This is a genomic window from Desulfofarcimen acetoxidans DSM 771 (genome assembly GCF_000024205.1).
Taxonomy (GTDB): Bacteria; Bacillota; Desulfotomaculia; order Desulfotomaculales; family Desulfofarciminaceae; genus Desulfofarcimen; species Desulfofarcimen acetoxidans.
Map to the genome: position 1 here is coordinate 3,265,939 of NC_013216.1, position 23,239 is coordinate 3,289,177.

Annotated in this window: 22 protein-coding genes; 8 read left to right on the forward strand and 14 right to left on the reverse strand. The window is 41.2% G+C overall.

The window, feature by feature from the left end; all coding sequences use genetic code 11:
• The 5 genes from DTOX_RS14900 to DTOX_RS14920 form a co-directional block, all read right to left on the reverse strand.
• Nucleotides 1–975, reverse strand: a complete 975-nt coding sequence (locus DTOX_RS14900; protein WP_015758514.1) for a PhoH family protein — start codon at nt 973–975, stop codon at nt 1–3.
• Between the two features lie 18 nt (nt 976–993).
• Nucleotides 994–2,256 carry a sporulation protein YqfD gene (yqfD, locus tag DTOX_RS14905; RefSeq protein ID WP_015758515.1) on the reverse strand — a complete coding sequence of 421 codons (1,263 nt, stop codon included), beginning with the start codon at nt 2,254–2,256 and terminating at the stop codon, nt 994–996.
• Between the two features lie 62 nt (nt 2,257–2,318).
• The gene (yqfC, locus tag DTOX_RS14910) at nt 2,319–2,606 is read right to left on the reverse strand and encodes a sporulation protein YqfC (protein WP_015758516.1); all 288 of its coding nucleotides are present in this window, start codon (nt 2,604–2,606) and stop codon (nt 2,319–2,321) included.
• Between the two features lie 116 nt (nt 2,607–2,722).
• Complete coding sequence (locus tag DTOX_RS14915; protein ID WP_015758517.1) at nt 2,723–3,133, reverse strand: chemotaxis protein CheW; 411 nt, start codon at nt 3,131–3,133, stop codon at nt 2,723–2,725.
• Nucleotides 3,096–3,386: a hypothetical protein gene (locus DTOX_RS14920; RefSeq protein ID WP_015758518.1), complete on the reverse strand. Its 291-nt coding sequence runs from the start codon at nt 3,384–3,386 to the stop codon at nt 3,096–3,098. The genes DTOX_RS14915 and DTOX_RS14920 overlap by 38 nt, the downstream gene beginning before the upstream one ends.
• Before the next feature lie 221 nt (nt 3,387–3,607).
• Between DTOX_RS14920 and DTOX_RS14925 the strand changes: the two genes are divergently transcribed.
• The 8 genes from DTOX_RS14925 (at nt 3,608) to DTOX_RS14955 (ending at nt 11,526) form a co-directional block, all read left to right on the forward strand.
• On the forward strand, nt 3,608–4,753 hold the full coding sequence (locus DTOX_RS14925; RefSeq protein WP_015758519.1) for an aminotransferase class V-fold PLP-dependent enzyme: 1,146 nt from the start codon (nt 3,608–3,610) through the stop codon (nt 4,751–4,753).
• A gap of 61 nt (nt 4,754–4,814) precedes the next feature.
• Nucleotides 4,815–5,828 (forward strand): selenide, water dikinase SelD, encoded by a 1,014-nt coding sequence (gene selD / locus DTOX_RS14930; RefSeq protein ID WP_422698412.1) that lies wholly within the window; start codon nt 4,815–4,817, stop codon nt 5,826–5,828.
• A 70-nt stretch (nt 5,829–5,898) separates the two neighbouring features.
• Nucleotides 5,899–6,498 (forward strand): sulfurtransferase-like selenium metabolism protein YedF, encoded by a 600-nt coding sequence (gene yedF / locus DTOX_RS14935; RefSeq protein ID WP_015758521.1) that lies wholly within the window; start codon nt 5,899–5,901, stop codon nt 6,496–6,498.
• Nucleotides 6,499–6,693: 195 nt separating this feature from the next.
• A complete protein-coding gene (locus tag DTOX_RS14940; protein ID WP_015758522.1) occupies nt 6,694–7,188 on the forward strand; it encodes a hypothetical protein in 495 nt (164 codons plus the stop codon).
• Complete coding sequence (locus tag DTOX_RS14945; RefSeq protein ID WP_015758523.1) at nt 7,151–7,753, forward strand: accessory gene regulator ArgB-like protein; 603 nt, start codon at nt 7,151–7,153, stop codon at nt 7,751–7,753. Before DTOX_RS14940 ends, DTOX_RS14945 begins: the two co-directional genes overlap by 38 nt.
• Nucleotides 7,754–7,757: 4 nt before the next feature.
• Nucleotides 7,758–7,892 (forward strand): cyclic lactone autoinducer peptide, encoded by a 135-nt coding sequence (locus DTOX_RS22380; protein WP_015758524.1) that lies wholly within the window; start codon nt 7,758–7,760, stop codon nt 7,890–7,892.
• A gap of 125 nt (nt 7,893–8,017) precedes the next feature.
• Nucleotides 8,018–9,667, forward strand: a complete 1,650-nt coding sequence (locus tag DTOX_RS14950) for an ATP-binding protein (RefSeq protein WP_422698383.1) — start codon at nt 8,018–8,020, stop codon at nt 9,665–9,667.
• 206 nt (nt 9,668–9,873) lie between these two features.
• A complete protein-coding gene (locus DTOX_RS14955) occupies nt 9,874–11,526 on the forward strand; it encodes a bifunctional diguanylate cyclase/phosphohydrolase (RefSeq protein WP_015758526.1) in 1,653 nt (550 codons plus the stop codon).
• 77 nt (nt 11,527–11,603) lie between these two features.
• On the opposite strand, the gene DTOX_RS14960 is transcribed toward DTOX_RS14955, so the two are convergent.
• From DTOX_RS14960 to DTOX_RS15000, 9 genes are all read right to left on the reverse strand, one after another.
• A complete protein-coding gene (locus DTOX_RS14960) occupies nt 11,604–13,193 on the reverse strand; it encodes an ASKHA domain-containing protein (protein WP_015758527.1) in 1,590 nt (529 codons plus the stop codon).
• Between the two features lie 139 nt (nt 13,194–13,332).
• Nucleotides 13,333–14,823, reverse strand: coding sequence for a sensor histidine kinase (locus DTOX_RS14965; RefSeq protein ID WP_015758528.1), 1,491 nt, complete (start codon nt 14,821–14,823; stop codon nt 13,333–13,335).
• Nucleotides 14,820–15,518 (reverse strand): response regulator transcription factor, encoded by a 699-nt coding sequence (locus tag DTOX_RS14970; protein WP_015758529.1) that lies wholly within the window; start codon nt 15,516–15,518, stop codon nt 14,820–14,822. The genes DTOX_RS14965 and DTOX_RS14970 overlap by 4 nt, the downstream gene beginning before the upstream one ends.
• Nucleotides 15,519–15,726: 208 nt before the next feature.
• Nucleotides 15,727–17,136 (reverse strand): phage-shock protein, encoded by a 1,410-nt coding sequence (locus DTOX_RS14975; RefSeq protein WP_015758530.1) that lies wholly within the window; start codon nt 17,134–17,136, stop codon nt 15,727–15,729.
• Nucleotides 17,137–17,290: 154 nt separating this feature from the next.
• On the reverse strand, nt 17,291–18,748 hold the full coding sequence (gene guaB / locus DTOX_RS14980; protein ID WP_015758531.1) for an IMP dehydrogenase: 1,458 nt from the start codon (nt 18,746–18,748) through the stop codon (nt 17,291–17,293).
• A gap of 292 nt (nt 18,749–19,040) precedes the next feature.
• Entirely contained in the window at nt 19,041–19,682 is a 642-nt protein-coding gene (gene cobC / locus DTOX_RS14985) for an alpha-ribazole phosphatase (RefSeq protein WP_015758532.1), read from the reverse strand.
• Complete coding sequence (gene cobD / locus DTOX_RS14990) at nt 19,679–20,779, reverse strand: threonine-phosphate decarboxylase CobD (RefSeq protein WP_015758533.1); 1,101 nt, start codon at nt 20,777–20,779, stop codon at nt 19,679–19,681. The genes cobC and cobD overlap by 4 nt, the downstream gene beginning before the upstream one ends.
• 16 nt (nt 20,780–20,795) lie before the next feature.
• The gene (cobS, locus tag DTOX_RS14995; RefSeq protein ID WP_015758534.1) at nt 20,796–21,557 is read right to left on the reverse strand and encodes an adenosylcobinamide-GDP ribazoletransferase; all 762 of its coding nucleotides are present in this window, start codon (nt 21,555–21,557) and stop codon (nt 20,796–20,798) included.
• 2 nt (nt 21,558–21,559) lie between these two features.
• On the reverse strand, nt 21,560–22,954 hold the full coding sequence (locus DTOX_RS15000; RefSeq protein ID WP_015758535.1) for a cobyrinic acid a,c-diamide synthase CobB: 1,395 nt from the start codon (nt 22,952–22,954) through the stop codon (nt 21,560–21,562).
• Nucleotides 22,955–23,239 lie beyond the last annotated feature (285 nt).

Here is a 23,239-nt window from a genome sequence, read left to right on the forward strand (position 1 = left end):
TCACTCCTCTTTGGCTTGCAACTGTTCTCCATCGTAAGCCTGAATGATTTTTTCTACCAGCGGGTGCCTGATAATATCCGCACCGCTTAAATACTGAAAACTCAAGCCATTAATCTCGCTCAACAGCCGCCTGGCCTCTTTTAAACCTGAAACCTGGCCTTTGGGCAAATCCACCTGGGTAATATCCCCGGTAATTATCGCCTTAGACCCAAACCCCATGCGTGTTAAAAACATTTTCATCTGCTCCGGGGTAGTATTCTGCGCCTCATCCAGTATAATAAAACAATCCTCCAAAGTCCTCCCCCTCATATAGGCTAAAGGGGCAATTTCAATAACCTGTCGCTCCATATATTTCTGCGTGACATCCAAACCAAGCACATCATAGAGGCTGTCATAGAGAGGCCGCAGGTAGGGATCTATTTTCTCCTGTAAATCCCCCGGTAAAAAACCCAGCTTCTCTCCTGCCTCTACAGCCGGGCGGGTCAGTACCAAGCGGGTTATCTCTTTATTGCGCAGGGCCTTGACAGCCATAACCACCGCCAAATAAGTCTTTCCCGTACCTGCCGGACCCACTCCAAAAACTATATCATTTTTTTCTATTGCTTCAATATACTTCTTTTGGCCTATTGTCTTAGGCTTAATTTGTTTACCCCTGTAGGTCACCATAATCACATCTTTGGCCAGTGCTATAAGAGCATTTTTTTGCCCGCTTTGTACGGCTTTCAAGACATAATTAATATCTCTTAAGGTTACCCGGTTGCCGGCCCGGTAAAAGTTTTTAAGTTGACTGAAAACCTCCTGCGCGTAACTAACCTGTGTAGCCGCACCGCTGATCACCAACTCCTCACCCCGCACAACCACCTTCACCATCAAAGCTTTTTCTATAGTCACCAGATTTTCATCATTTCTGCCAAAGATTTCACTTAAAGCGCCAATATCGTCAAGTATAACTCTAGCTTCAATTTGCTCAGTCAAAAGTGCTTGAAACCTCCTCTATTCAGGCTTAAAAGTTCTTTTCTCGCTTATATCCTCCAAAGTTTCCACAGAAACATTTACACGCACCAGATTCTTATCCCTACTGCCGGCGCTTGCCTCCTCAACCTTGCGTTTTTGCATTACCGCATTGGCCGGAAGCTGCTTAACAATTTTTTCCATAGCCCTTCGCTCAGCCAAAATTTTCGCCCCCGCGCGACCCCTTTCCTCCTTGAAGTCCACTATTTCAAAATACTTTAATGTCACTATTTCGACGGGCAAATTAATATTCCTCCATGAAGGTAATTTTTTAACCCGGGAACTTACCTTATATTGTTTGAAGGGGATTTTTTGTTTTCCCATTAAAATTATTTCCTTAGCACCGATTTTAATACCGAAACGGCTGACAGTTTTTCCCGTAGCTTTTTGACCCTGCTCAATAATGGCAGCCTCAGCACTGCTTTCATACCATACTCTGGCCCGCACCGTACCCTTAGCGTGTACAATCTTCGGCTCACCGGACTCTTTTTCCAATAGCTCCTTTTGTTCGCTGGACAGAGGCTGCTCCGGTATTTCTTTTTCTTTTAAAGTAGGAGGAATCACCCCGGAAATGAGTATCTGCCCGGCAAATACCGTATCACCTTCTTTAACCAGAGGATTACCGACCAAAACCAATACTTCTTTAACCAAACCTTCTTTTGAGGCTACAATATGAGCAGGTTGATTTTCAGAGGTTTCAGGCAACTTTTTCTCTACAATTTCAATTATAGCTTTTGTTCCTTTGATTTCAATGCCCGTCCAGCTAATTTCCGGCAGTTGTTCACGAATATCTCTTTCAAATTCGGCTGTATCAAGATTCCATTTTAAGACGCCTCTTTTTAGACCCGCATTTTTTGCCGCTCGCAATACTGCTTCATTACTGATCTTACTTGTTCCGGTCACTTCAATGAACCAGATAAAGGAAGTTAAACTGTAAAGAGAAACAACAAATATAATGGCCCCGGCCAGCAACATTTTTCGCCGTTTAAGGCGTGCGGCCAGAAAAGGCATCCCCGCACGCTCTTGAAAATAAAACCTGCTGCCTGTCTGCCTGGCAATATGACGCAAAGGATTGATCGCGCTCAACCTGACCTTCACCCGAACCCTGTCACCTTCCAACCTGGTTATATCCCACAAATAAATCCCCCGGCTGACAGCCATATTTATAAATTTCTCCAAACTCTCACCCCGCACCACCAGCGAAACATGGCCTATCAAAAAAGATAAAAGCTTAAATAGAAACATACCGGCACCTCCCAACACAGGTAAAAATTTAGAAAAACTGTAGAAATTCAAAAGCATATTGATTATAATTGCATAAAATTCAAACTGCTTATCTTGCCTTCAATACATATCTCATCCAACAAAATATTCCGGAGTATAAGACTCTCTCCTGTTATCACTACTTCCCCGTAGCCCACATTCACCCGCATCAATTGAGGAGAATACTCTACAATACCTTTGTGGTTTTCAATAAAGACTTGCAAATTACCCACCATTATAATTTTAGGCAAGTCCAAAACAATATCATTGGGAATTTCCAATAAATCGGAAACCTGCTGTTTAAACTTTTTCTTAATCTTGTTCCAGGACATAAAAAATCCCTCCTTGCCATAATTCTTATGCGGCAAAGAAGGGATAAATAACTCAACCTTGACAGTCGACCAACTAATTAAACATATTAGTTCCAACTCAAGAAGTTTATCTTTTTCTATAAAATCTTTTTCAAATCAAGCAACAGCCATAATTCGTCGCCTTTCTTAATAACACCTCTTAGGAAATCAATTTCTTCCCCGGTTATATCCGGTGATTCTATTTCTTCCTCACTGCAGCGGCCAACTTCATTAACTGCGTCCACAATCATACCTACTCTTTCTTTATTGTGCTCTACTACAATTATTCTGGTATCCTGATCATATTCAGTTTCATACAAGCCTAACCGCCGGTTCAGATTAATTACCGGGGTTACATCACCGCGCAAATTAATTATTCCTTCAATAAAGTGATCTGTATTAGGCACCTTGGTTATCTCAGCCATGCGAATAATTTCCTTAGTCTCATTAACCGAAAGGGCATAGTTCTGCTTATTTAATTGAAAGATCACAAGCTGCTCTTCCGCCATAGCCAATATTCCTCCTCAGTCTTTCATATTCTTCGAAAAGAGCCAGAGCATAATTCTGCTGCATAGCCGGTGAAACATAATTTTTTTCCTTCACCTTTTTCAAAAGCTCAATTTTTATTTGTTCATCCGAATGAACACCGCTGTTTTCAACTTCAAATAAGATTCTGTCCAAATCCTGTATGCCTATTTGCTTGCCATTTACCATTATTGTTCTTGTTTTTGGTCCCCTGGTATCGCAGCAATCAAAACCCAAAATCAATTACTCCTTAAATTCTGATTAATAGTTCTGGTTTTTTCTATGTTAACGCAACAGTACATTTATATTATTTTACATCAAAGTTAAGTATAATAACAATATATGCATAAAAATAATACCAGATCCCGAAATATAATTTTTTTTCATTTTAAATATAAAGGATTTTCTATAAGCATTAATGAATATTAGAAAAATAACCAGTCACGGGAGTGATCAGCTTGCCGGTAATTTATATGGATAACGCGGCCACCTCCTGGCCCAAGCCTAAAGCCATGCTCCAGGCCATGCAGCAATTTACAGAGGAATACGGCGCTAATCCGGGACGCTCCGGTCACCGCATGAGTCTGGCTGCGGCCAGAGTTATTAACGATACCAGAGAAGAAATAGCATCATTGTTTGGCATAAAAAACCCCCTGAGAATTATTTTCACTCTGAATGTCACTGAAGCACTTAACCTTATCTTACACGGGCTCTTAAAGCCGGGTGATCATGTTATCACCGGCAGCATGGAACATAACTCGGTTGCCAGGCCACTGCGTGAACTGGAGAATCGCGGGGTCGAGGTTACTGTAATCAAGTGCTCTCCCAAAGGACAGTTAACCCCGGATAAGGTTAAGAAAAGCTTTAAGAAAAACACCCGGCTGGTTATCCTTACACATGCGTCAAACGTTGCGGGAACTTTGACTCCAATTAAAGAGATAGGCAGAATTACCGGAGAGGCCGGTATTTTATTTGCTGTAGACGCTGCACAAACCGCCGGAGCCTGCCAGCTTAATGTCAAGGATATGAAAATAGATTTGCTGGCCTTTACCGGGCACAAAAGCTTACTGGGACCACAAGGTACCGGGGGACTTTACATAGCCGCCGGTGTGAATTTAGCCCCGCTCAAGTTCGGAGGCACCGGAAGTCGCTCGGAATTGGACTTGCAGCCGGAATTTTTACCGGATCGCTATGAAAGTGGGACTCCTAATACCATAGGATTAGCCGGTCTGGGAGCTTCTGTCAAGTTTGTACGGGAAACAGGAGTTGACAATATTTACCGCCATGAAAGGGCTCTTACCGAACAGCTTTTACAGGAACTGGCGGGCATTAAGAATTTGCTGGTTTACGGTCCAAATGATGCTTCCATGCAAATGCCGGTTATATCCATCAATATCGAAGGAAGGGACCCTGCCGAAATAGGTCTGCTCCTGGATGAAAAATACGGTATATTAACCAGAGTAGGGCTGCACTGCGCACCCTGGGCACACAAAACAATAAATACCTTTCCGGCCGGCACAGTTCGACTCAGCCCGGGGTATTTTACTACTGCAGCTGATATAGATTACACAGTCCGGGCACTCAGAGAAATTGCCGGAGGGTAAAGGTTTTAATATTAGATCGGAGGTGTTCAATTTGAGTAACATATCTCCAAGATTAACTCAAATGACTAAGACTTCCGGGTGAGCGGCTAAACTGGGGCCGGAAGCCCTGTCGCAGGTTCTGCGACATATTCCGTTTATGACAGACCCAAATCTCCTGGTAGGAACCGAGACTGCTGATGACGCGGCAGTCTACAGGTTAAACGAAACAACTGCCTTAATACTTACTACCGATTTCTTTACACCGGTAGTGGACGACCCTTTCATCTTCGGACAGATTGCAGCAACCAATGCTTTGAGTGATATTTACGCCATGGGCGGTCAACCGCTGCTGGCTTTAAATATCGTATGCTTTCCCAACTGTCTTTCTACTGATATCCTGGGACTGATTCTTCAGGGCGGAGCATCGAAAGTCATAGAAGCAGGAGCAGTTATCGCCGGAGGTCATACCGTGCAGGATGATGAACCGAAATACGGGCTGGCGGTGGCAGGTCTAATCCACCCGGACAAGGTTCTAACCAACGCAAAAGCCCGGATCGGAGATGTTTTGATACTAACCAAGCCTCTGGGCACAGGAATAATAAACACTGCTATAAAAGGCGAGTTAGCCGCACCGGAGGCTGAAAAAAAGGCTGTTGAAACTATGACTGAGTTAAACAAAGCCGCTGCACAGGCCATGCAAGCCACAGGAGTGCACGCATGTACTGATATAACCGGGTTTGGCCTGCTGGGACACGCGGCGGAAATGGCCAGGGGCAGCGGGTTAAGCATCCAGATAGATTCATCTTCAGTATTGTTCCTGCCGGAGGTAAAAAACTTAGCCTCCATGGGTATGATTCCCGCAGGAGCCTATCATAATAAGAATTACCTGGCAGAAGATGTTTATATTAAACCCTCCGTTGATGATATAACCGGCTTTGCACTGTATGACCCACAAACCTCCGGAGGTCTGCTGATAGCTGTTGAAGAGGAAAAGAAAGACTTGCTTATGGAAAACTTGAGCCGCAACGGTGTTCAGGAATTTGCCGCAATAGGCAAAGTAGTCGACAGGAAAGATTGTTTAATCTCAGTTGCATAGTTATAGTTAGTCTGCCTCAGCTAATTTTTCATCAAACAAATTCGTACTTAATAAGGAGTTGATAAAGATTATGTCAGAAGTCAATTGCCGGGGACTTGCCTGTCCATCTCCGGTTATCAATACTAAAAAAGCCCTGGACAATATAGAATCAGGCACAGTGACAACCATAGTTGATAACGCAATCGCGCGAGATAACGTGGCTATGTTTGCCAGGAACTCCGGTTACCAGGTTTCAGTTGATCAGCAGGGCAATGAATACTATATTACTGTAACCAAGGGAGACGAGCAGATCAAAACATCACCCGCGCCTGCTTCGACACTTAGTGAACAAAACAACCAAATGTATTTCATATCCTCCGACAGTATAGGCAAAGGTTCGGACGAACTGGGCACTTTATTGATGAGAAGCTTCATCTTCACCTTAACCGAAATAAAACCGGTACCCGCTGGACTAATATTCGTCAATGCCGGGGTAAGGCTAACCACTGAGCATTCACCGGTACTGGAACACCTGCATACGCTGCAAAACAACGGTACTGTTATAATATCCTGCGGAACCTGCCTGGACTACTACGGTCTGAAAGAAAAGCTGGTTGTCGGCAAAATATCAAATATGTACGATATAGTAGAATATATGTCCGGTGCAAGCAAAGTAATTAACGTTTCATAAAATAAGTAACGCCGCAGAAATTTCTGCGGCGTTACTTATTTTACCATATACATTTCACAAGCACAAAACTATTTAATTTAAGTTGTATAAAAACAAAAATTTAATTTTAAATAATGAAGGAAAATAAAATAATTTGTAGTATATATTTACTTATAAAGCTTTGATGAGCAAACATGTTAAGCATAATATTTATTTATGGAGGATAAAACAATCTCAAAAATACTAATCCACTTTTTTCTGCAAAATCTTCCTGAAAGCTTTGTAGTAATTTTATTTTGTTATTCTCTGTTAGGTATTAAAGCCAACATAAAAGACATTTTTTTATTAGCCGTTATTCAAGGAATATTTAATTTTGTAATCTTCTTACCTATAAGTTTTGGATTTCACAGTGTTATTCTAACCTTTACATTAATTTTTCTGTTATATTGGAAAACCAAAATAAATATCTCAAAAATTATACTTTGCGTTTTGGTGTGCCTATTAACATATCTTTTAATTGAGGCAATCAGTTTGCCATTAATGGTTAAGTTAACAGGTAAGCAATATAGTGTTATGTTTAATGACCCTATTTTAAGGGCATTTTTAGCAGCACCCGTAGAATTAGCAGTTCTTTTACTAGCCATCATAAAATATAAGTTCATGGAGAAATTTAATGATTGGGGAAATGGTTATAAATTTTCTAAAAAATAACACTTCGATTAATAAAAATCAGGAGCAGATTATTGTTTTTGCCGGCCAACTAATTGAATCAACAATAATAAGTATTTCTTTTATTATTTTCATAAGTCTAATACTTAATAATGTAAGAGAAACTCTTTTAGTGTTGCTTGCTTCCGCTTCAGTTAGGTTAGTCAGCGGTGGAGCACATTGTGGCTCAGCAATACGTTGTGCTATATTCAGTGCCATGATTTTTCCTCTTATCGCAACTATATCCACTTTTACAGTCACTTATTTTAATTTATGGATTTTGTTATTTATTTTATCTATATCTCTGTTACTTATCATCAGATATGCTCCGGCAGAGTCTGCCGGTAAACCTCTAGTGAATAAAGATTATATAAAAAAATTATATCGTTTATCCATAACAATTGGATTATTGGTATCCTTACTGGCATTTTTCATTTATAAGTTTAACAACAATGTTGCAATATGTATAGCATTAGGTTTTTTGTGGCAAGCGTTTTCAATTTCGCCTTTGGGGTATAAATTCATTACATCAATGGATAAGGCACTATATATAGTATTAAGGAGGTGATATAATGAAAAAGATTTTCATGACACTCTTAACCTCATCATTGCTTACGATAATGATGTTTGTTGCCAGCGCCGGTGCACAATCTGCATGTTGGCTGGCTACTTATCAGCCCGAAGTACCGGAATGCCTGCGCAAGTAAATTTTTATTTAATTAAATTCTATTAAAATCAAGTAGGTCTAAAGTTCGAGTGTTTGCTTTAATGTTTTTGTTATCCCCAAAAGCAAGTACTCGAACATTTTTTGTATTTTTCCTGAACAGGTTAGGTGGTTCTTTTGAAATGGTTTGATCATAAGAACTATGGCTACAAAAAATTAATAAATGAAATTTATGCCTTTTGTACTGTTATCTTTGTTGTGGCAGTAATATATAAGTTTTGGTCATCTCTAGATAACTTTCCCAACATACCCATAACATCACTTATTAAAAAAGATATACCTATTATTATTTTCATGATAAGTGTACTGTTCGGGTTTATTCTAGTTATGAAATACAGCAATGTATCGGCAGGTATTTTTATTTTGTCCATGTTTATTTTTATATTTGTTTTTGGATTTCAAGATGTTCATTTTAAGACACTATTAGTAATACCTGTAATTTTAGTTGCTTTTACCAAGAATAAAACTGCTGGTTGTCTAATAGCAATAGGTTGCAGTTTTTCATTATTTCTTACTGATATCTTTTTTTATAAATATAGTTATCCAAACATAATTCTAGAGTCAGATATTATTTTTACCGGTGTTATGTTAATTAGTGCATGGCTTACCGGAAATTTAGCGGGTATTGAGAGACAACATAGACAATTGCTGAGAAAAAGCCTCTCATCACTGAAAAAAGAAATTAAAGCCAGAAAAAAAGCTAATGAAAAAATGTACCAGTTAACCCGTGCAGTTGAACTCAGTCCAAGTATTATTATAATAACTGATTTTAAAGGAAATATTGAATATACAAATCAAAAATTTAAAAAGGTTACCGGTTTTTCATCTGATGAAGTATTAAATAAAAGCATAGATAAATTAATCATTAATCTAGATCAAGAGCAACATGTGTGGGACGCCGTAAGCTCCGGTGAAGAGTGGTCCGGGGAACTTTGCAGTAAAAAAAAGAACGGGGAGCTTTTTTGGGAGCGTGTCTCTGTTTTACCACTCAGAAACAATGAAAATATTATTACACATTTTCTCAAAGTATCCGAAGATATAACTGAACATAAACAAATGGAAAGGGAAATAGCTCGTTTAGATAAGCTTAATTTAGTAGGAGAAATGGCTGCCGGAATCGGTCATGAAATTAGGAACCCTTTGACCACCGTTAGGGGTTTTTTGCAATTCCTTGCCACAAAAGAAGAATGTGCAAAGTATAAAAGCTATTATAGTCTTATGATAGAGGAACTGGATAGGGCCAATTCAATAATTACAGAATATTTATCTCTGGCTAAGGATAAACCCCTAAAATTTAACATGACCAATTTAAACTCAATAATAACAACTTTATTTCCCTTAATTCAGGCTGATGCATTGAAAAAAAATAGCAGTGTTAATCTTGAGATGAAAGACGTCCCTGATTTACTACTTGATGAAAATGAAATCCGCCAATTAATACTCAATTTAGTACGCAATGCTTTAGAGGCAATGCCTTTAAGTGGAAATCTGACTATCAAAACATTTTCAGATGTAGACAATGTGGTTCTTGAAATACAGGATGAAGGTAAGGGGATTCCCTTGGACATAATGGAAAAAATAGGAACACCTTTCTTCACTACAAAGGATGATGGAACGGGACTGGGACTGGCAGTATGTTATAGCATAGCTGCTCGACATGATGCCAAAATAAATGTTAAAACAGGTTCAAGCGGAACTACCTTTTCAGTAAGATTCTTACCAAACCAAAATAAAAATAAAAATAAAAATTACCTATAAAACCTATGCTAATACTTTATCAAAAAATCAAAATAAATATTATGCTTAAAACCGGTAAATAAATTATCTAAAGCCTTAATGTACGCTAAATGTTTTTAAAAATAAATTATCATTAAAAATCAGCAATATATAGGGCTTAGGGCTGATCCCTATTACTTGCCGAGCTAAAATTAAAACATACAATTATTTCTACTTTGGTGATTCTTATGAATAAGTGGCAAAATAATAGTGATCATAGGTATATAGGCCTAATCAATGAAATTTATGCTTTTTGTGCAGCTGTTTTTATTACAGCTGTTATATATAAATTTTGGAATATAAATGATTTCCCAAATATCCATGTAATGTCAATAATCAAAGAAGTAATACCTATAACTGTCTTTTTACTAAGTGTGCTGTTTGGTTTTACACTAATAATAAAATATAGTAACGTATCAGCGGGTATTTTTATTCTTTCTATATTTATTTTTATATTTATCTTTGGATTCCAGGATACCCATCTAAAAACATTATTAATAATACCTGTAATTTTATTTGCTTTTACCAGGAATAAAATTGTTGGTTGTTTTGTAGCAATAGCATGTGGTTTGTCATTAGTACTTATTGATATATATTTTTATAAATATGATTACCCAAACAGAACTTTGGAGTCGGATATTATTTTTACCGGTGTTATGTTAATTAGTGCGTGGCTTACCGGAGGAATAACAAGCATAGAGCGAGAAATCAGAGAGCATTTGATTGATATGGCTAACCGGGATGGTCTTACCGGCTTGTATAACCACAGGTTCTTACAAGAATACTTTAAGACTCTTTCAGAAGAGACAAACAACACCGTTAGAAATATAAGTCTTATACTTTTTGATATAGATCACTTTAAATACTTTAACGATACTTTTGGTCATACCGCCGGTGATGAAATTTTATTAAATGTAAGTAATATAGTAAAAAATCATATTAGTTATCCTTCTATTGTAGCCAGATATGGTGGAGATGAATTTTGTATTTTATTAATTGATTATGATTTATCTTCTGCCTATAAATTAGCAAGTGAAATGTCTGAAAAGGTAGAACAACTGGTTATTAAAAATACCGAAAAATTACCCAATGGAAAGATATCAATTACTGCGGGAATAGCAAATTATCCGAGCCATACAAAACATTGTGAAAAATTAATAGATCTTGCCGATCAGGCTCTCTACAAAGCCAAAAAAACCAGCAAAAATAAAGTCGAACTGTATTTTAACGTCTTAGATTCTCTTAATACCAGCAATCCAACAGAACTTGAGCTGTTAAGTTCGATCAAAACACTTTTAAGTATAATAAATGCCAAGGATCGCTATACCTACGGGCACTCAGAACGAGTACTTGAATATTCTACATTATTGGCACAAAAATATGGACTGCCAGAAGAAGAAATCAGGTTAATCGAATACGGCGCTTACCTTCACGATATAGGAAAAATTGAAGTTGATATTGAAGTACTTAACTCTTCGGGCAAACCTACTGAGAGAGAGTGGGAAATATTAAAACAGCATCCCTATTGGGGCAGCGAAATTATCAAGCCTATTAAATCACTGGAAAAAGTAGGCCCGTATATCTTGTATCACCATGAGAATTATAACGGAACAGGCTATCCCAGCGGCTTAAAGGATACATCCATACCACTGGGAGCCAGAATAATCCGTATAGCCGACAGTTTTGACGCTATAACCACCGACCGGCCTTATAAAAAAGGAAAGACTCAGGAAGAAGCATGTGAAGAAATTCTGTCTCTGGCCGGTGCACATTATGATCCCGTACTGAGTAAGATTTTTGTTAAAGCAATGAGAGAGGAATATATTTTAAAAGGCAAATAGCAACGCTATAAAAGTGGCGTAAGTCAGCATTCAATCAGACGCTGGCTTACGCCACTTTTATAAATACCTCACGACTTTTATGAAAGCAAACCTCTATCCTTCAGCTTTTGCTTAACTGTAGGATAATAATCCAGATTTGTATGGGGCAAAAACCTGCTTCCTACAAACCTGCTGAAAAATGAATCATTGGCGTTCAATTCGAAATAAGTTATCCGCCCGGCAATCTCTTCGGCTTCCAATCTTTTTTGGTTAGACAGCAATGCCTGCCTTGCTCCCTCACCGGAGCTGTTGCCCAGCAATCTTATTTTATCCCTGGGTAAATCAGGATATAAACCAATATTTATACTTGATTCTATAGGCAAATACTGTCCGAAAGCACCGGCAGTGAAAAATTTGCTGACAGAAGCCAGATCGCAGCCGATTCCCTCCAGCAAAGTTTCCACGGCAGCGTTAACAGCTCCTTTTGTCCGCATCAAGTCATCTATATCCTTTTGTGTAATCTTAATCTCTTCGCCCGTACCTGATTCCGTCGCAGGTACCAGAACAAATTCCTTGCAGCCGTCCTGAAACTTAGCCTGACGGTTAATCAAACCGTTTAGCAATAGTTCCGACAAGCAATCAATTAATCCCGAGCCGCAAATACCAATCGGCTTCACATCACCTATAGTTTTAAAACTGACAGCCAGAGTACCAGGCTCTATACTAAGCCTTTCTATTGCTCCTTCTGCCGCCCTCATACCCGCTTTAGCCACACCGCCTTCCAGAGCCGGCCCGGCTGCTCCGGCACAGGCTACCAGCCAATCCTTATTGCCCAACACGATTTCACCGTTTGTACCTATATCAACGAATAAGGATACCTCACTGTCCAGGTGCATACCGCTGACCATAACACCGGCTATGACATCTCCACCCACATAACTGCCTACACTGGGAAAAGAATAGAGCATAGCCAGCTTGTTCACCCGCAGTCCTATTTCAGAAGCTCTTACAAAACCGGGACTGTTCACTACAGGTATATATGGCTCTTTACATATGCGGGAAGGATCTAAGCCCAGCAGCATATGAATCATGGTGCTGTTGGCTCCTACCGTGACAGCTGATACCTCCTCAGGGTTGACCGCATTTTTACCGGCCAGCTCAAGTATAAGATTATTAATAGTAGTTACAACTGCTTTCTGAAAATCAGGCAGTTTATTCTCGTAAACGGCTAAAAAAATTCTGGTTAATATATCATCTCCCAACACAACCTGTCCATTATAATCAGAAGCAGTACTGATAATTTGGCCGGTCAACATATCAACTAAATAAACTACTACCGTAGTTGTACCTATATCAATAGCCAGTCCGTAATGCCTGTCGGTTGTATTACCGGGCTCCAGGGCAATTAACTCCCAATCACTGCCGTTGTACCCCACCGTAGCTGTAACCTGCCAATCAGTCTCCCGGCAAATATATGGAATATACTGCATTAAAGACAGAGGTACTCGCACCGGGCCAAACTGCTTGATTAACTCCTTGCGCACCCTGTCAACATCTGCCTGATTGTTGCCCATACTGGGGGGAGTAATTTCCAGCAATATTTTTTTGGTAAGAGGGTCCAGGGGAAAATCCTGAGCCAACACCCTGCCTTCTAAAATAACACCCTTTTTATTGTTTGCAGTAGTCATAACCAACCCCCTGTTTCCTGAATTTTTATAATATTTAAATTATAGCACAACATATACCCCTAAGGCACAAAAGTTTTGCAGCTATTCAGCTAAAGAAAAGCTAACACTGATAAGAAGCTTGCGGTAATCCTACACTCAGTTAGTGAACCGCATTTTCTCTGAAAACAGGCAAGCAAACAGTCATAACAGTCCCTCTGCCCGGTTCACTGGTCACTTCTACCCATCCTCCATGAGCGTCAATAATGGCTTTGGTTATGGCCAGGCCTAAGCCGCTGCCTTCCCCGCCTCTAGAACGGGCTTTATCAACTTTATAAAATCTCTCCCAGATTAAGGGCAAATCTTTCGAAGAAATTCCCGGTCCCGAATCCTTCACAGTAACAAAAACCTTATCTGTCTCAAGTGCTGAACTAATCTTTACTTCGCCGCCTGCCGGAGTATGTCTCAAAGCGTTATCAATTAGATTGACAAATACCTGTTCCAACCGGTCCGGATCAGCATATACGGCTTCCCAAACCTCCTCAGCGGAAAGACTTAAAAACACCTGTTTCTGGGCGTAAAAAGGCTTAAATATTCCTGCCACTTTTGCCAAAAGCTTTGTTAAATCAACCTTCTGCTTGTATAAAACCATTTTTCCTGATTCCAAGCTGCGCAAATCCAACACATCATTAACCAAACGCTGCAATCTCTGAGATTCCTCCAAAACATTGTTCAGATACTGCTGGCGTTCCTCTTCAGTCTCGGCAAAACCATCTAAAAGGGCTTCTGTATACCCCTGTATAATTGTTAAAGGTGTCCTCAACTCATGAGATACATTGGCCACGAAATCCCGCCTGGTTTGATCCAATCTCTCAATTGCAGTAATTTTTTCCTGTATTTCCTGCGACAAGCTGTTCAGAGAAGCAGCTAAAAGGCCAATCTCATCCTTCGACCTGACCGGTACACTGCGACTGTAATCGCCTCTGGTTATGGCCTGAGCAGTCTGGTTCATCTGCAATAATGGCCTCGACAGGCTGCGTGACAAAAAAAGACTGAGTATCACAGCTAAAAGCAGCACACCACCCAATATGTAAAAACTGGCAGTATACAAAACATTAATTCGTTCAGCGATCGGTTGCAATAAAGTATGAATAAAAACTACCGATTGGGTTGCGTCCTTGTCCCGAACAGGGATAGCAGCCCAGAGCAACTCCATCTCAAAAGCCTGGTTGTAGCCCCTGTGCACAACCGTTTGACCGTCCAACAATAGCTTCAGGTCTTCCCGGTCAATGGGCAGGCTAAACTGCTGCTGCATTTGGCCCCGCTCATTAAACATCTGGAAATGCCGCCTCATCATACCCCAATGCATGCCGCCCCGCCCTTGAATTACTATACCGCTGCGGTCAACCACCATGACCGAGGCGTTCAACACCTCCGAAACAGTTTTAATCCTGTCGGCTAACTGCTCTTGAGATGGTTGGCCCTCTATATATGCAGCCAGTTTTCTGCCTTCCTCAATAAGCTGCTCAGACTGCTGGTTAAGATAAATATCCTTTAATACGAAGTTTTGTACGATACTCATAACTGCTAAAATAACCACTACAAAGACCAGAATAGCCAGCCAGAGTTTGCCAACAATACTTCTGAAAATCATAATGCAACCTCAAATTTATATCCCACACCCCATACTGTATGAATATACTGAGGTGCATCCTTAATTTTAGTTAATTTATCTCTAAGACGGTTAATATGAGTATCAACCGTACGGGGATCGCCGAAATAATCATAGTTCCATATATTCCGCAGCAGCTGCTCCCTGGAAAATACTTGTCCCGCCGATTGAGACATAAATAACAGCAGGTCAAATTCCTTGGGAGTTAGTGATAATACCTGTCCCATTAAGATAACCTTTCTGGAAGCGGGATCAATGGTTAATCCAGAAAACTGCAACTGCACTTCATCCCCATAAACCTGCTTACGTCGAACCCTTCTCAATAAAGCCTTAATCCTGGCTACCAGTTCTCTTGGACTAAAGGGCTTAAGCACATAATCATCGGCGCCTAGTTCCAGACCCAATACACGGTCAATTTCATCACCTCGCGCCGTCAACATAATTATCGGGATATCGGATTTTTTGCGAAGCTCCCGGCAAACCTGCCAGCCGTCAGTTTCAGGCATCATTAAATCCAACAGCAATAAATCCCAAGAGGCATCCTGTCCCAACTGCTTCAGGACATCCTCACCGTTTATTGCCTGGCCAACTTCATAGCCTTCCTTTTCCAGATACATCTTTACCAGACGACGGATTCTTTCTTCGTCATCGGCCACCATAATTTTTATTTTACTCACTCCGCCACCCCACTAAACCGAGCAAGCATTGCTCAATATTAACACAGAAACAACTGGCTTAATACTAACTAATTTTTGCGGCAAAAGCAACATTAAAGTATCAAAAAAGCCTATACTACCGCCCTAAGCAACTGGCAAATGACAAAAAGAGGGTGACCACGGAGCCTTTTTAAAGGCCCTTTGAGTCATCCTCCAGCCGTAAAGCTTTTCACATAATCTCTCTGGGAATTCTCCTGCTTACCCCGCAAACCCAGGCTATAAACTTAACCAGCGGGTGGGCCAGTCCTCTTTCCAACTGGGCACATCTGGCCTCATATTTTTTAAGTTCCTGTTTTAACAACAGCATCGACTTTTGCATATCCTCCCCGGCTAAAAAAGCATCTCTTAAATCACCCGTTAGGCGGTTGATCTGCTCCATCAAATGCTTTTCATCCTGCAGAGACAACTCCTTTTGTTTCTCCAGTTTCTGTTTCAACTCCACAATTTCGGTTTGCAGCTCGGCTACCCGGCTGCTGTGCTTGTCTTGTATTTCAGCTAATTTTTGCTTATTCTCCCTGTCTTTCTCTTTATATTGCTGCAATTTCACAAAAAGAGAAGCCTGACTGCTCTGGTTTTTCTCCAGTGAATCCCTTAACCTTTGAATCTCCTGCTCCGACTCACGGCTTCTTTTAACCCAAAGGCGGCACTGGTGCAAAATACTGTTAGCTTTAGTGTCTGTCTTGCTTATATGTTCCCGGTAACTAAACAATTCTTTTTTTCTCAGAGACAAAAGCAAATCCTTTTCAGCCATTTGAGTAACCAGGTTTTCATGCTGCTCAACTATTTCTTTTTGTTCAGCTAAAGCAGCGGCAACCTGTTTATTGGCCGCAAAGACTTCCTCCAACTGGTTCTCCAATAACTCCACTTTTTTAAACCAGCGATCCCTGTCCCTGCGCCATTTGATCCTCTGCTTACCCAGCAACAGTAATGATTTCTTTGTAAATTCTTCATACAGCATATGACACTGTGCATTATAGCACCAGAGGCCCTCAGCCAACTGCTCAAAATAAGGGTACTTATTTAAAACACCTCTCACCGCCGGCAAAGTCACTTCCCGCCAACACTGCACCACATCAAAAAGCTGCTGTTCAGATAAGCCACAGGAATTTAGTTTCATAGCTTTTATTACCAGTTGCTTCAAAGAATAACTGGCCGACTCAACTTCCAGTTCGGTAAGACTCCAACTGCCGTTATTCCACTGAATAAAACGACCGTCATGAATTAATACTGTCTCCTCCCCGATTAATTGCTTCTTAGTTTTCTTTTGTTTGCCCAAATTATGCTTGACAAAATCCCTTAAACCCATCGGCTTCTGTCTTTTTAACAGAAACGAGTAGAACTGGTCATTTTGCGGCAAACCCTGCAGATTTAAACGCCATAAACCGTCTGAACCGGCATAAAAGCATGGGTTTTGTCTTAAACAATGACTTACTTTTTCTTCCACTTGTTTAACCTCATAATCCTGCAGCATAATCTGACGAACATATTGGGTTAGCTCCGCAACCGTCAAAGCCTCGAAAAAAAATAGATTTTTTTTCAAAACATCTGTTAATGACTGTAATTTATTTTCCAATTTCATTTTCACCTTCCTCAAATAAACTATGATATTGACAACCAATATATATATTCCCTATATTGTTATTATTTTCCTGTCTGTGGGAAAAATTTTTTTGCATTTAACAAAAAAAAATAACCTCACTCGGAGATTATTTTTTAGCACTAAATTACTATCTTTATTTTATACTATAATTAGGCGATTCTTTGGTAATAACTACATCGTGAGGGTGACTTTCCCTCAAACCGGAAGCCGTTATTTTCATAAACTTAGCTTTAGTTTTTAATTCAAAGATATTTTTTGACCCGCAGTATCCCATACCGGCTCGCAAACCGCCAATCATCTGGTAAACTGTATCGGCCAGCGCACCTTTATAAGGAACTCTTCCCTCAACACCTTCCGGCACGAATTTCTTGTCATTTTCCTGGAAGTAGCGATCGGAACTGCCTTCTTTCATTGCACCCAATGAACCCATGCCGCGATATACCTTATAGCTGCGACCCTGGTATATCTCTATATCCCCGGGGCTTTCTTCCGTACCGGCAAACAAACTGCCAATCATCACAACATCGGCACCGGCAGCAATGGCTTTAACTATATCACCGGAGTACTTTACGCCCCCGTCAGCAATGATAGGTATATTATGTTTTTTGGCCTCAGACACGCAATCCATAACAGCAGTAATTTGGGGAACACCGATTCCTGCCACCACTCTGGTAGTGCAGATAGAACCTGGCCCTATACCAACCTTGACAGCGTCTGCTCCAGCCAATATAAGATCTCTGGTTCCTTCGACAGTAGCCACATTGCCGGCAATAACTGCCACATCAGAATATTTATCTTTAATATTTTGCACGGTATTTAATACGCCTCTGGAATGACCGTGAGCAGTATCTACAACTATGGCGTCAACACTTACCCTTATTAAAGCCTCAACTCGCTCCATGGTATCCGCGGCCGTGCCAACAGCAGCAGCAACTCTTAACCTTCCTCGACCGTCTTTGGCTGATGAGGGATACTGTTTGGCTTTTTCAATATCTTTAATAGTAATCAAACCGCGCAAGTTAAATTCTTCATCAACGATAGGCAGCTTTTCCACCTTATAATGCTGCAGTATATCTTTTGCCTCTTCTAAAGTGGTTCCTTCCGGAGCAGTGATTAAATTCTCCATAGTCATCACAGCACCGACTTTTTGTTCAAAGTTCTTCTCAAAACGCAGGTCACGGTTAGTTAAAATACCAACCAACTTATTATCATCGGTAACAGGAACTCCCGAAATCCGATAGCGTTCCATTAATACCAGGGCATTTTGTATTGAATCTGTCGGAGAAAGGAAAATAGGGTCAGAAATTACCCCGTGCTCCGAACGCTTTACCCTGTCTACCTCCACAGCCTGTCTTTTAATAGACATATTCTTATGAATAACCCCGATACCGCCTTCCCTGGCAATGGCTATGGCTAAACGGGACTCAGTTACCGTATCCATTCCGGCGCTCATTAAGGGAATACTCAGCATTATATTTTTTGTCAGGTAAGTGGTCGTATCCACATCCCGGGGCAATACTTCCGAAGCTGCAGGTATAATTAATACATCATCAAATGTCAAACCTTCTTTTTCTATTTTAGAAAAAATCATGGTAATTCCCCCCTCCCTATAAAATAATATTTTATAATTATAGCATGCTGTATACAATGTTCCAAGTACATTTTTAAATTTCCCAAACATCTGCAATTCTTTCCAGTCATTAGCCTTGGAAAACTGTTCGGACAGCAGGCAACTCCAGTTCCATGATACAATATGACGGCCTATATTACTATATAGTTATGAAAAAATTAATGCTGCCAAGGCAGGTGGGGTGTTGACACCGGGTATTCTAAAAAATATTCAGGAGGGCTATGCCCTCCTCTATTTGCAATTAATGCTTATTTTACTTATCAGAAAATGTATCTCCTGATTTGCCCCCCAGATGATTGGTGTCGTTATACAGCACCAGGATGCCTTTATCCCACTCAGGGAATTCTATAATATTTAAAGCAGTATTATCCAGCCTCAAGCGCCAGTATTGATTTAAATTGATACCCAGTACGCTGCTGACAATACACCTGATAGTTCCCCCGTGCGCAACCACCAGCACTTCCTGGTCTTTATGCTGCTCAACTATCAATCTCAGTTCGTTGTAACACCTTTCAGCAACTTCGGTTAATTTTTCACCACCAGGTATACGTGTAATACTGGGATTATTCCACCACTTCCTGGCAGAATCACCAAATTGCTCAATAATCTCTTTATAAGTAAGACCTTCCCACTTGCCAAAATTAATCTCACGTAAGTTTGGTCGCTTGTGCACACGCAAACTGTGCGTCTCCGCTAAAATAGCGGCAGTTTCGTAAGCTCTGAGCAGATCGCTGGAATAAACAGCATGAAAAGTTTTGTCTGAGAGTCTCTCAGCCAATGCCTCAGCCTGCTCCCTGCCTGTCTGGGTCAGAGCAATATCGGCGTGTCCCTGAAAGCGCATGTTGGCATTCCATACGGTTTCCCCGTGTCTGACCAAATAAACCCGGCAGCTCATTTAACAACTCCTCTCAAAAAATCCTCTAAAGCTTCTATAAGTCTCAGATTGTCTTCACGTTTTTTTACAGCCACCCTTAGATAATTGTTTCCCAGACCTTTAAAACTGGCGCAATCACGAACTAAGACACCTCTTCTACCTAACTGCTCCACAAAAACCTGTGAAGTGTATTGGGTATCCTTGATATTGATCAGCAAGTAATTGGCTACTCCGTGATAAACTTTTAAACCAACAATCCTTTGTAAAGCCTCTTCTAAAAATTCTCTCTCTTGGGTCACCAGAATTTTTGTATTTTTAATATATTCAGCATCAGCCAAAGAATGCACACCTGCAATTTGCGCCAGAGTATTGACGCTCCAGGGATCCTTGGCCGCCTTGAGACGCGCAATAATCTCCCGCGAGGCCACCGCCGTCCCCAGCCTGAGGCCAGGTATACCGAAATATTTAGTTAACGAGTACAAAACAATTAAATTATCCCTGTTTAAAGCTTCCTCCAGAACAGAATAATTATCCTTTTCTTCAACAAAATCCATAAATGCTTCATCTACTGCCACCATACAGGAACATTCACGGGCAGCAGCTGCAATACGCAAAATATCCTGTTTTGAACAAAGCCTGCCTGTAGGGTTGTTCGGATTGCACAGGAACAATATTTCCACTGACGGCAGGCGCGCTATAATCTCCTCCACCGGTAAAGCGAAGTTATCCTCCTCGGCAAGCAATATCTCCGCAACCTCACCACCCCGGCTGAGAACTGCCAGCCCGTATTCACTGAAAGTAGGGGCGCAAACCAGTGCTTTTTTATATTTAAACACATCTACCAGAAGGTAGATCAATTCAGTCGCGCCGTTGCCAAACAGAATATTATCACTGCCTATATGCAGGTATCCAGCTAAAGCGGCAGTAAGTTCACGGCAATCCGGATCAGGGTAAGCAGTAATACTTGCCAAGCCTTCTGACATAGCCAGCATAGCCCTGGGAGATGGCCCCAACGGGTTTATATTGGCGCTAAAATCTATAAATTGTCTCTGTTCGTAGCCAAACTTTTCACTGGCAACCTTTAGATTACCTCCGTGAATGTGCTGTAAAGAACTCATCTTATTCTAACTCCTTTCAAAATCCTATCAAAATATGCGGTATATATTGCAAAACCGGATAACTGAGCAGTAATACAATCACCTCAGTAATTTCATTTACAGCACCGTAAATATCTCCCGTCAATCCCCCCAACTGCCGGTAAACCCTTCCATACATTAGAAACGCCAGTAAACCGGCAAGCAACAGCATAACCAAACCTGGCAAACCGGCTAAAAATATGGTTATAAGCACCACCAAAACTGTGGCAAAAATAAATTCAATCCAGCCTGTATACTGGGAATACAGCTTGCCCAAGCCCTGCTCTCTTAGATAGGGATAAAATTTTATACCTATGACCATAGACCAGCGACTGATAACCGGGGCAAGCATTAGCAGCGGGTAGATAAAATCAAATGGTAAATTCAGTATAACAGTATATTTTACCAAAAACAATGATACCAGGCCGACCGCCCCGAAGGCTCCTATTCTGCTGTCCTTCATTATCTCCAGCTTACGCTCTCTGTCCCGCCCGCTGAAAAGTCCGTCCATACTGTCCATAAAACCGTCTAAATGTATGCCTCCTGTTAGCAAAACCATACTCAGGATTGCTAAAGCCGAGGTAACCTCCAACGGAAATACCGTAATGCAAACACGGTATAAAAGAGCAGTAATGGCACCTAAGATAAGCCCTATTAACGGGAAAAATCTGGTAGCTTTGCCAAAAGCGGCTTCTTCAAAAGCAACATTAAATATATGAATTCGAGATATGAACTGAAGTGCCAGCATAAAACTTTTCATATTTACTCTCCTTGGCGGGATTTTCTGAAAATCGCGCAGCTTTTCAGAAAATTCTCCGCTAAATCCGGGTAAGCTGCCAGGTGCAGGTGTAGATAAGAAGCCAGAATATTGCCGACTGAATACCCGGCATAGCTTTCCTGAGAACCGTCACTCTTAACCATCAGGTAAGCAGGGGAAGGCAGTACCTCCTCAGAAGCAAAATATGTAGAATAATGAAACTCATGCCCTTTGATTTCAGTACCACGGGCAGACAATACATTATCCTTTAATACAGAGGCCCTAACATACCCCAGTGCAACACGGCGCCGCTCCATACGGCAACAACCGGGAACGACCCCTGCCATTGCCAGTCTTTTGCCTGAAAAGTCTTCAATAGCCTCAGTTAAATACATAAAACCGCCGCATTCGGCGTAAACCGGCATTCCTGAGGCCGCTGCGGTTCGTATGTCAGAAAGAAAAGTTTTTCGGTCTGCCAAATCTTGTAGGAACATTTCCGGAAAACCGCCGCCTAAATACAAGCCGTCTAATGCAGGAGGCAGGTGGTTGTCATGCAGCGGACTGAAAAGAACTAACTCGGCTCCCAGAGCAGAGAGTAAATCCAGACTGTCCTGGTAATAAAAATTAAAGGCCTCGTCCCTGGCTACTCCTATCCGTAGATGAACCTGTTTGGGGGTAGGAAAAAGCTTCTTCACCGGTTCGCTTAAACGACCGGCCTGTCTGGCCAGGCGAACCAAACCTTCCAGATCTATAGAGGCACTGACAGTTGCCGCCAGTATGTCCAATCTCTCCTCCATATCATTTTTTTCTGCCGTAGGTACCAAGCCTAAATGACGCTCAGGCATGCTCAACAGCTCATTACGTTTAACCGCACCCAGCACCGGTACTCCACAGCTCTCTACGGACTCTTTCAGTATGCGGTAATGCCTGTCGCTGCCGACTCGGTTTAAAATAACTCCGGCCAAGGGGACTTTAGGATCATAATTGCGGTAACCGTATACGACTGCGGCAGCACTTCTGGCCATAGACCTGGCATCCAGAATCAGTACAGTGGGACATTGCAAAAGCTTGGCCACCTGAGCAGAACTGCCCTCCTCACCTGAGCCATACCCGTCATACAAGCCCATAACTCCCTCAATTATAGATAGATCTGCATCAACTGCCGAACGGGTAAACATCTCTTTTATACCGTCCGCATCAAAAAACCAGCTGTCCAGGTTACGGGAAAAACGGCCCGTGGCAGCCAGGTGATAACCGGGATCTATGTAATCAGGCCCGACTTTGTAAGGTTGGACTCTGTATCCCTGTCTGGTTAAGGCGGTCATTACGGCTGTGGTTATGGTGGTTTTGCCTACACCGCTGTTGGTGCCGGCGAACATTAGCCTGGGGAGTAAGCTCATAGAATAAACCTTCTTTCGACTTTCAATATGTAAATTACTTCCAGTGGTTTTAAGACTCGGCAAAATAGATTGCTTGATTTATAATCGCTGATATAGTTTTATAAATATTTCATCAGTGCTTTGGCAGAAAAAAGTCTCGCAACTCTTTTGGGCTTTGGGACTATTACGTTACTGCTTTCAAGACGGGTGAACTATGGCTATCCCTCTACGTTCAGGGCTGCGCGCAGGACGTCTCTAAGACACATTTTGGACCGAACTAAGAGCCCCTTGATGTGCAGGTTCATT

Bases quoted from the DNA above. Each gene is read 5' to 3' on its own strand.
- yqfD (WP_015758515.1), bottom strand. From the start codon at position 2,256: ATGTTTCTATTTAAGCTTTTATCTTTTTTGATAGGCCATGTTTCGCTG.
- cobC (WP_015758532.1), bottom strand. From the start codon at position 19,682: ATGAGCTGCCGGGTTTATTTGGTCAGACACGGGGAAACCGTATGGAAT.
- DTOX_RS14960 (WP_015758527.1), bottom strand. From the start codon at position 13,193: ATGACTACTGCAAACAATAAAAAGGGTGTTATTTTAGAAGGCAGGGTG.
- cobS (WP_015758534.1), bottom strand. From the start codon at position 21,557: ATGAAAAGTTTTATGCTGGCACTTCAGTTCATATCTCGAATTCATATA.
- DTOX_RS14945 (WP_015758523.1), top strand. From the start codon at position 7,151: ATGATTGGGGAAATGGTTATAAATTTTCTAAAAAATAACACTTCGATT.
- DTOX_RS14965 (WP_015758528.1), bottom strand. From the start codon at position 14,823: ATGATTTTCAGAAGTATTGTTGGCAAACTCTGGCTGGCTATTCTGGTC.
- yedF (WP_015758521.1), top strand. From the start codon at position 5,899: ATGTCAGAAGTCAATTGCCGGGGACTTGCCTGTCCATCTCCGGTTATC.
- DTOX_RS22380 (WP_015758524.1), top strand. From the start codon at position 7,758: ATGAAAAAGATTTTCATGACACTCTTAACCTCATCATTGCTTACGATA.
- DTOX_RS14940 (WP_015758522.1), top strand. From the start codon at position 6,694: ATGGAGGATAAAACAATCTCAAAAATACTAATCCACTTTTTTCTGCAA.
- DTOX_RS14975 (WP_015758530.1), bottom strand. From the start codon at position 17,136: ATGAAATTGGAAAATAAATTACAGTCATTAACAGATGTTTTGAAAAAA.
- DTOX_RS15000 (WP_015758535.1), bottom strand. From the start codon at position 22,954: ATGAGCTTACTCCCCAGGCTAATGTTCGCCGGCACCAACAGCGGTGTA.
- guaB (WP_015758531.1), bottom strand. From the start codon at position 18,748: ATGATTTTTTCTAAAATAGAAAAAGAAGGTTTGACATTTGATGATGTA.
- cobD (WP_015758533.1), bottom strand. From the start codon at position 20,779: ATGAGTTCTTTACAGCACATTCACGGAGGTAATCTAAAGGTTGCCAGT.
- DTOX_RS14955 (WP_015758526.1), top strand. From the start codon at position 9,874: ATGAATAAGTGGCAAAATAATAGTGATCATAGGTATATAGGCCTAATC.
- DTOX_RS14915 (WP_015758517.1), bottom strand. From the start codon at position 3,133: ATGGCGGAAGAGCAGCTTGTGATCTTTCAATTAAATAAGCAGAACTAT.
- yqfC (WP_015758516.1), bottom strand. From the start codon at position 2,606: ATGTCCTGGAACAAGATTAAGAAAAAGTTTAAACAGCAGGTTTCCGAT.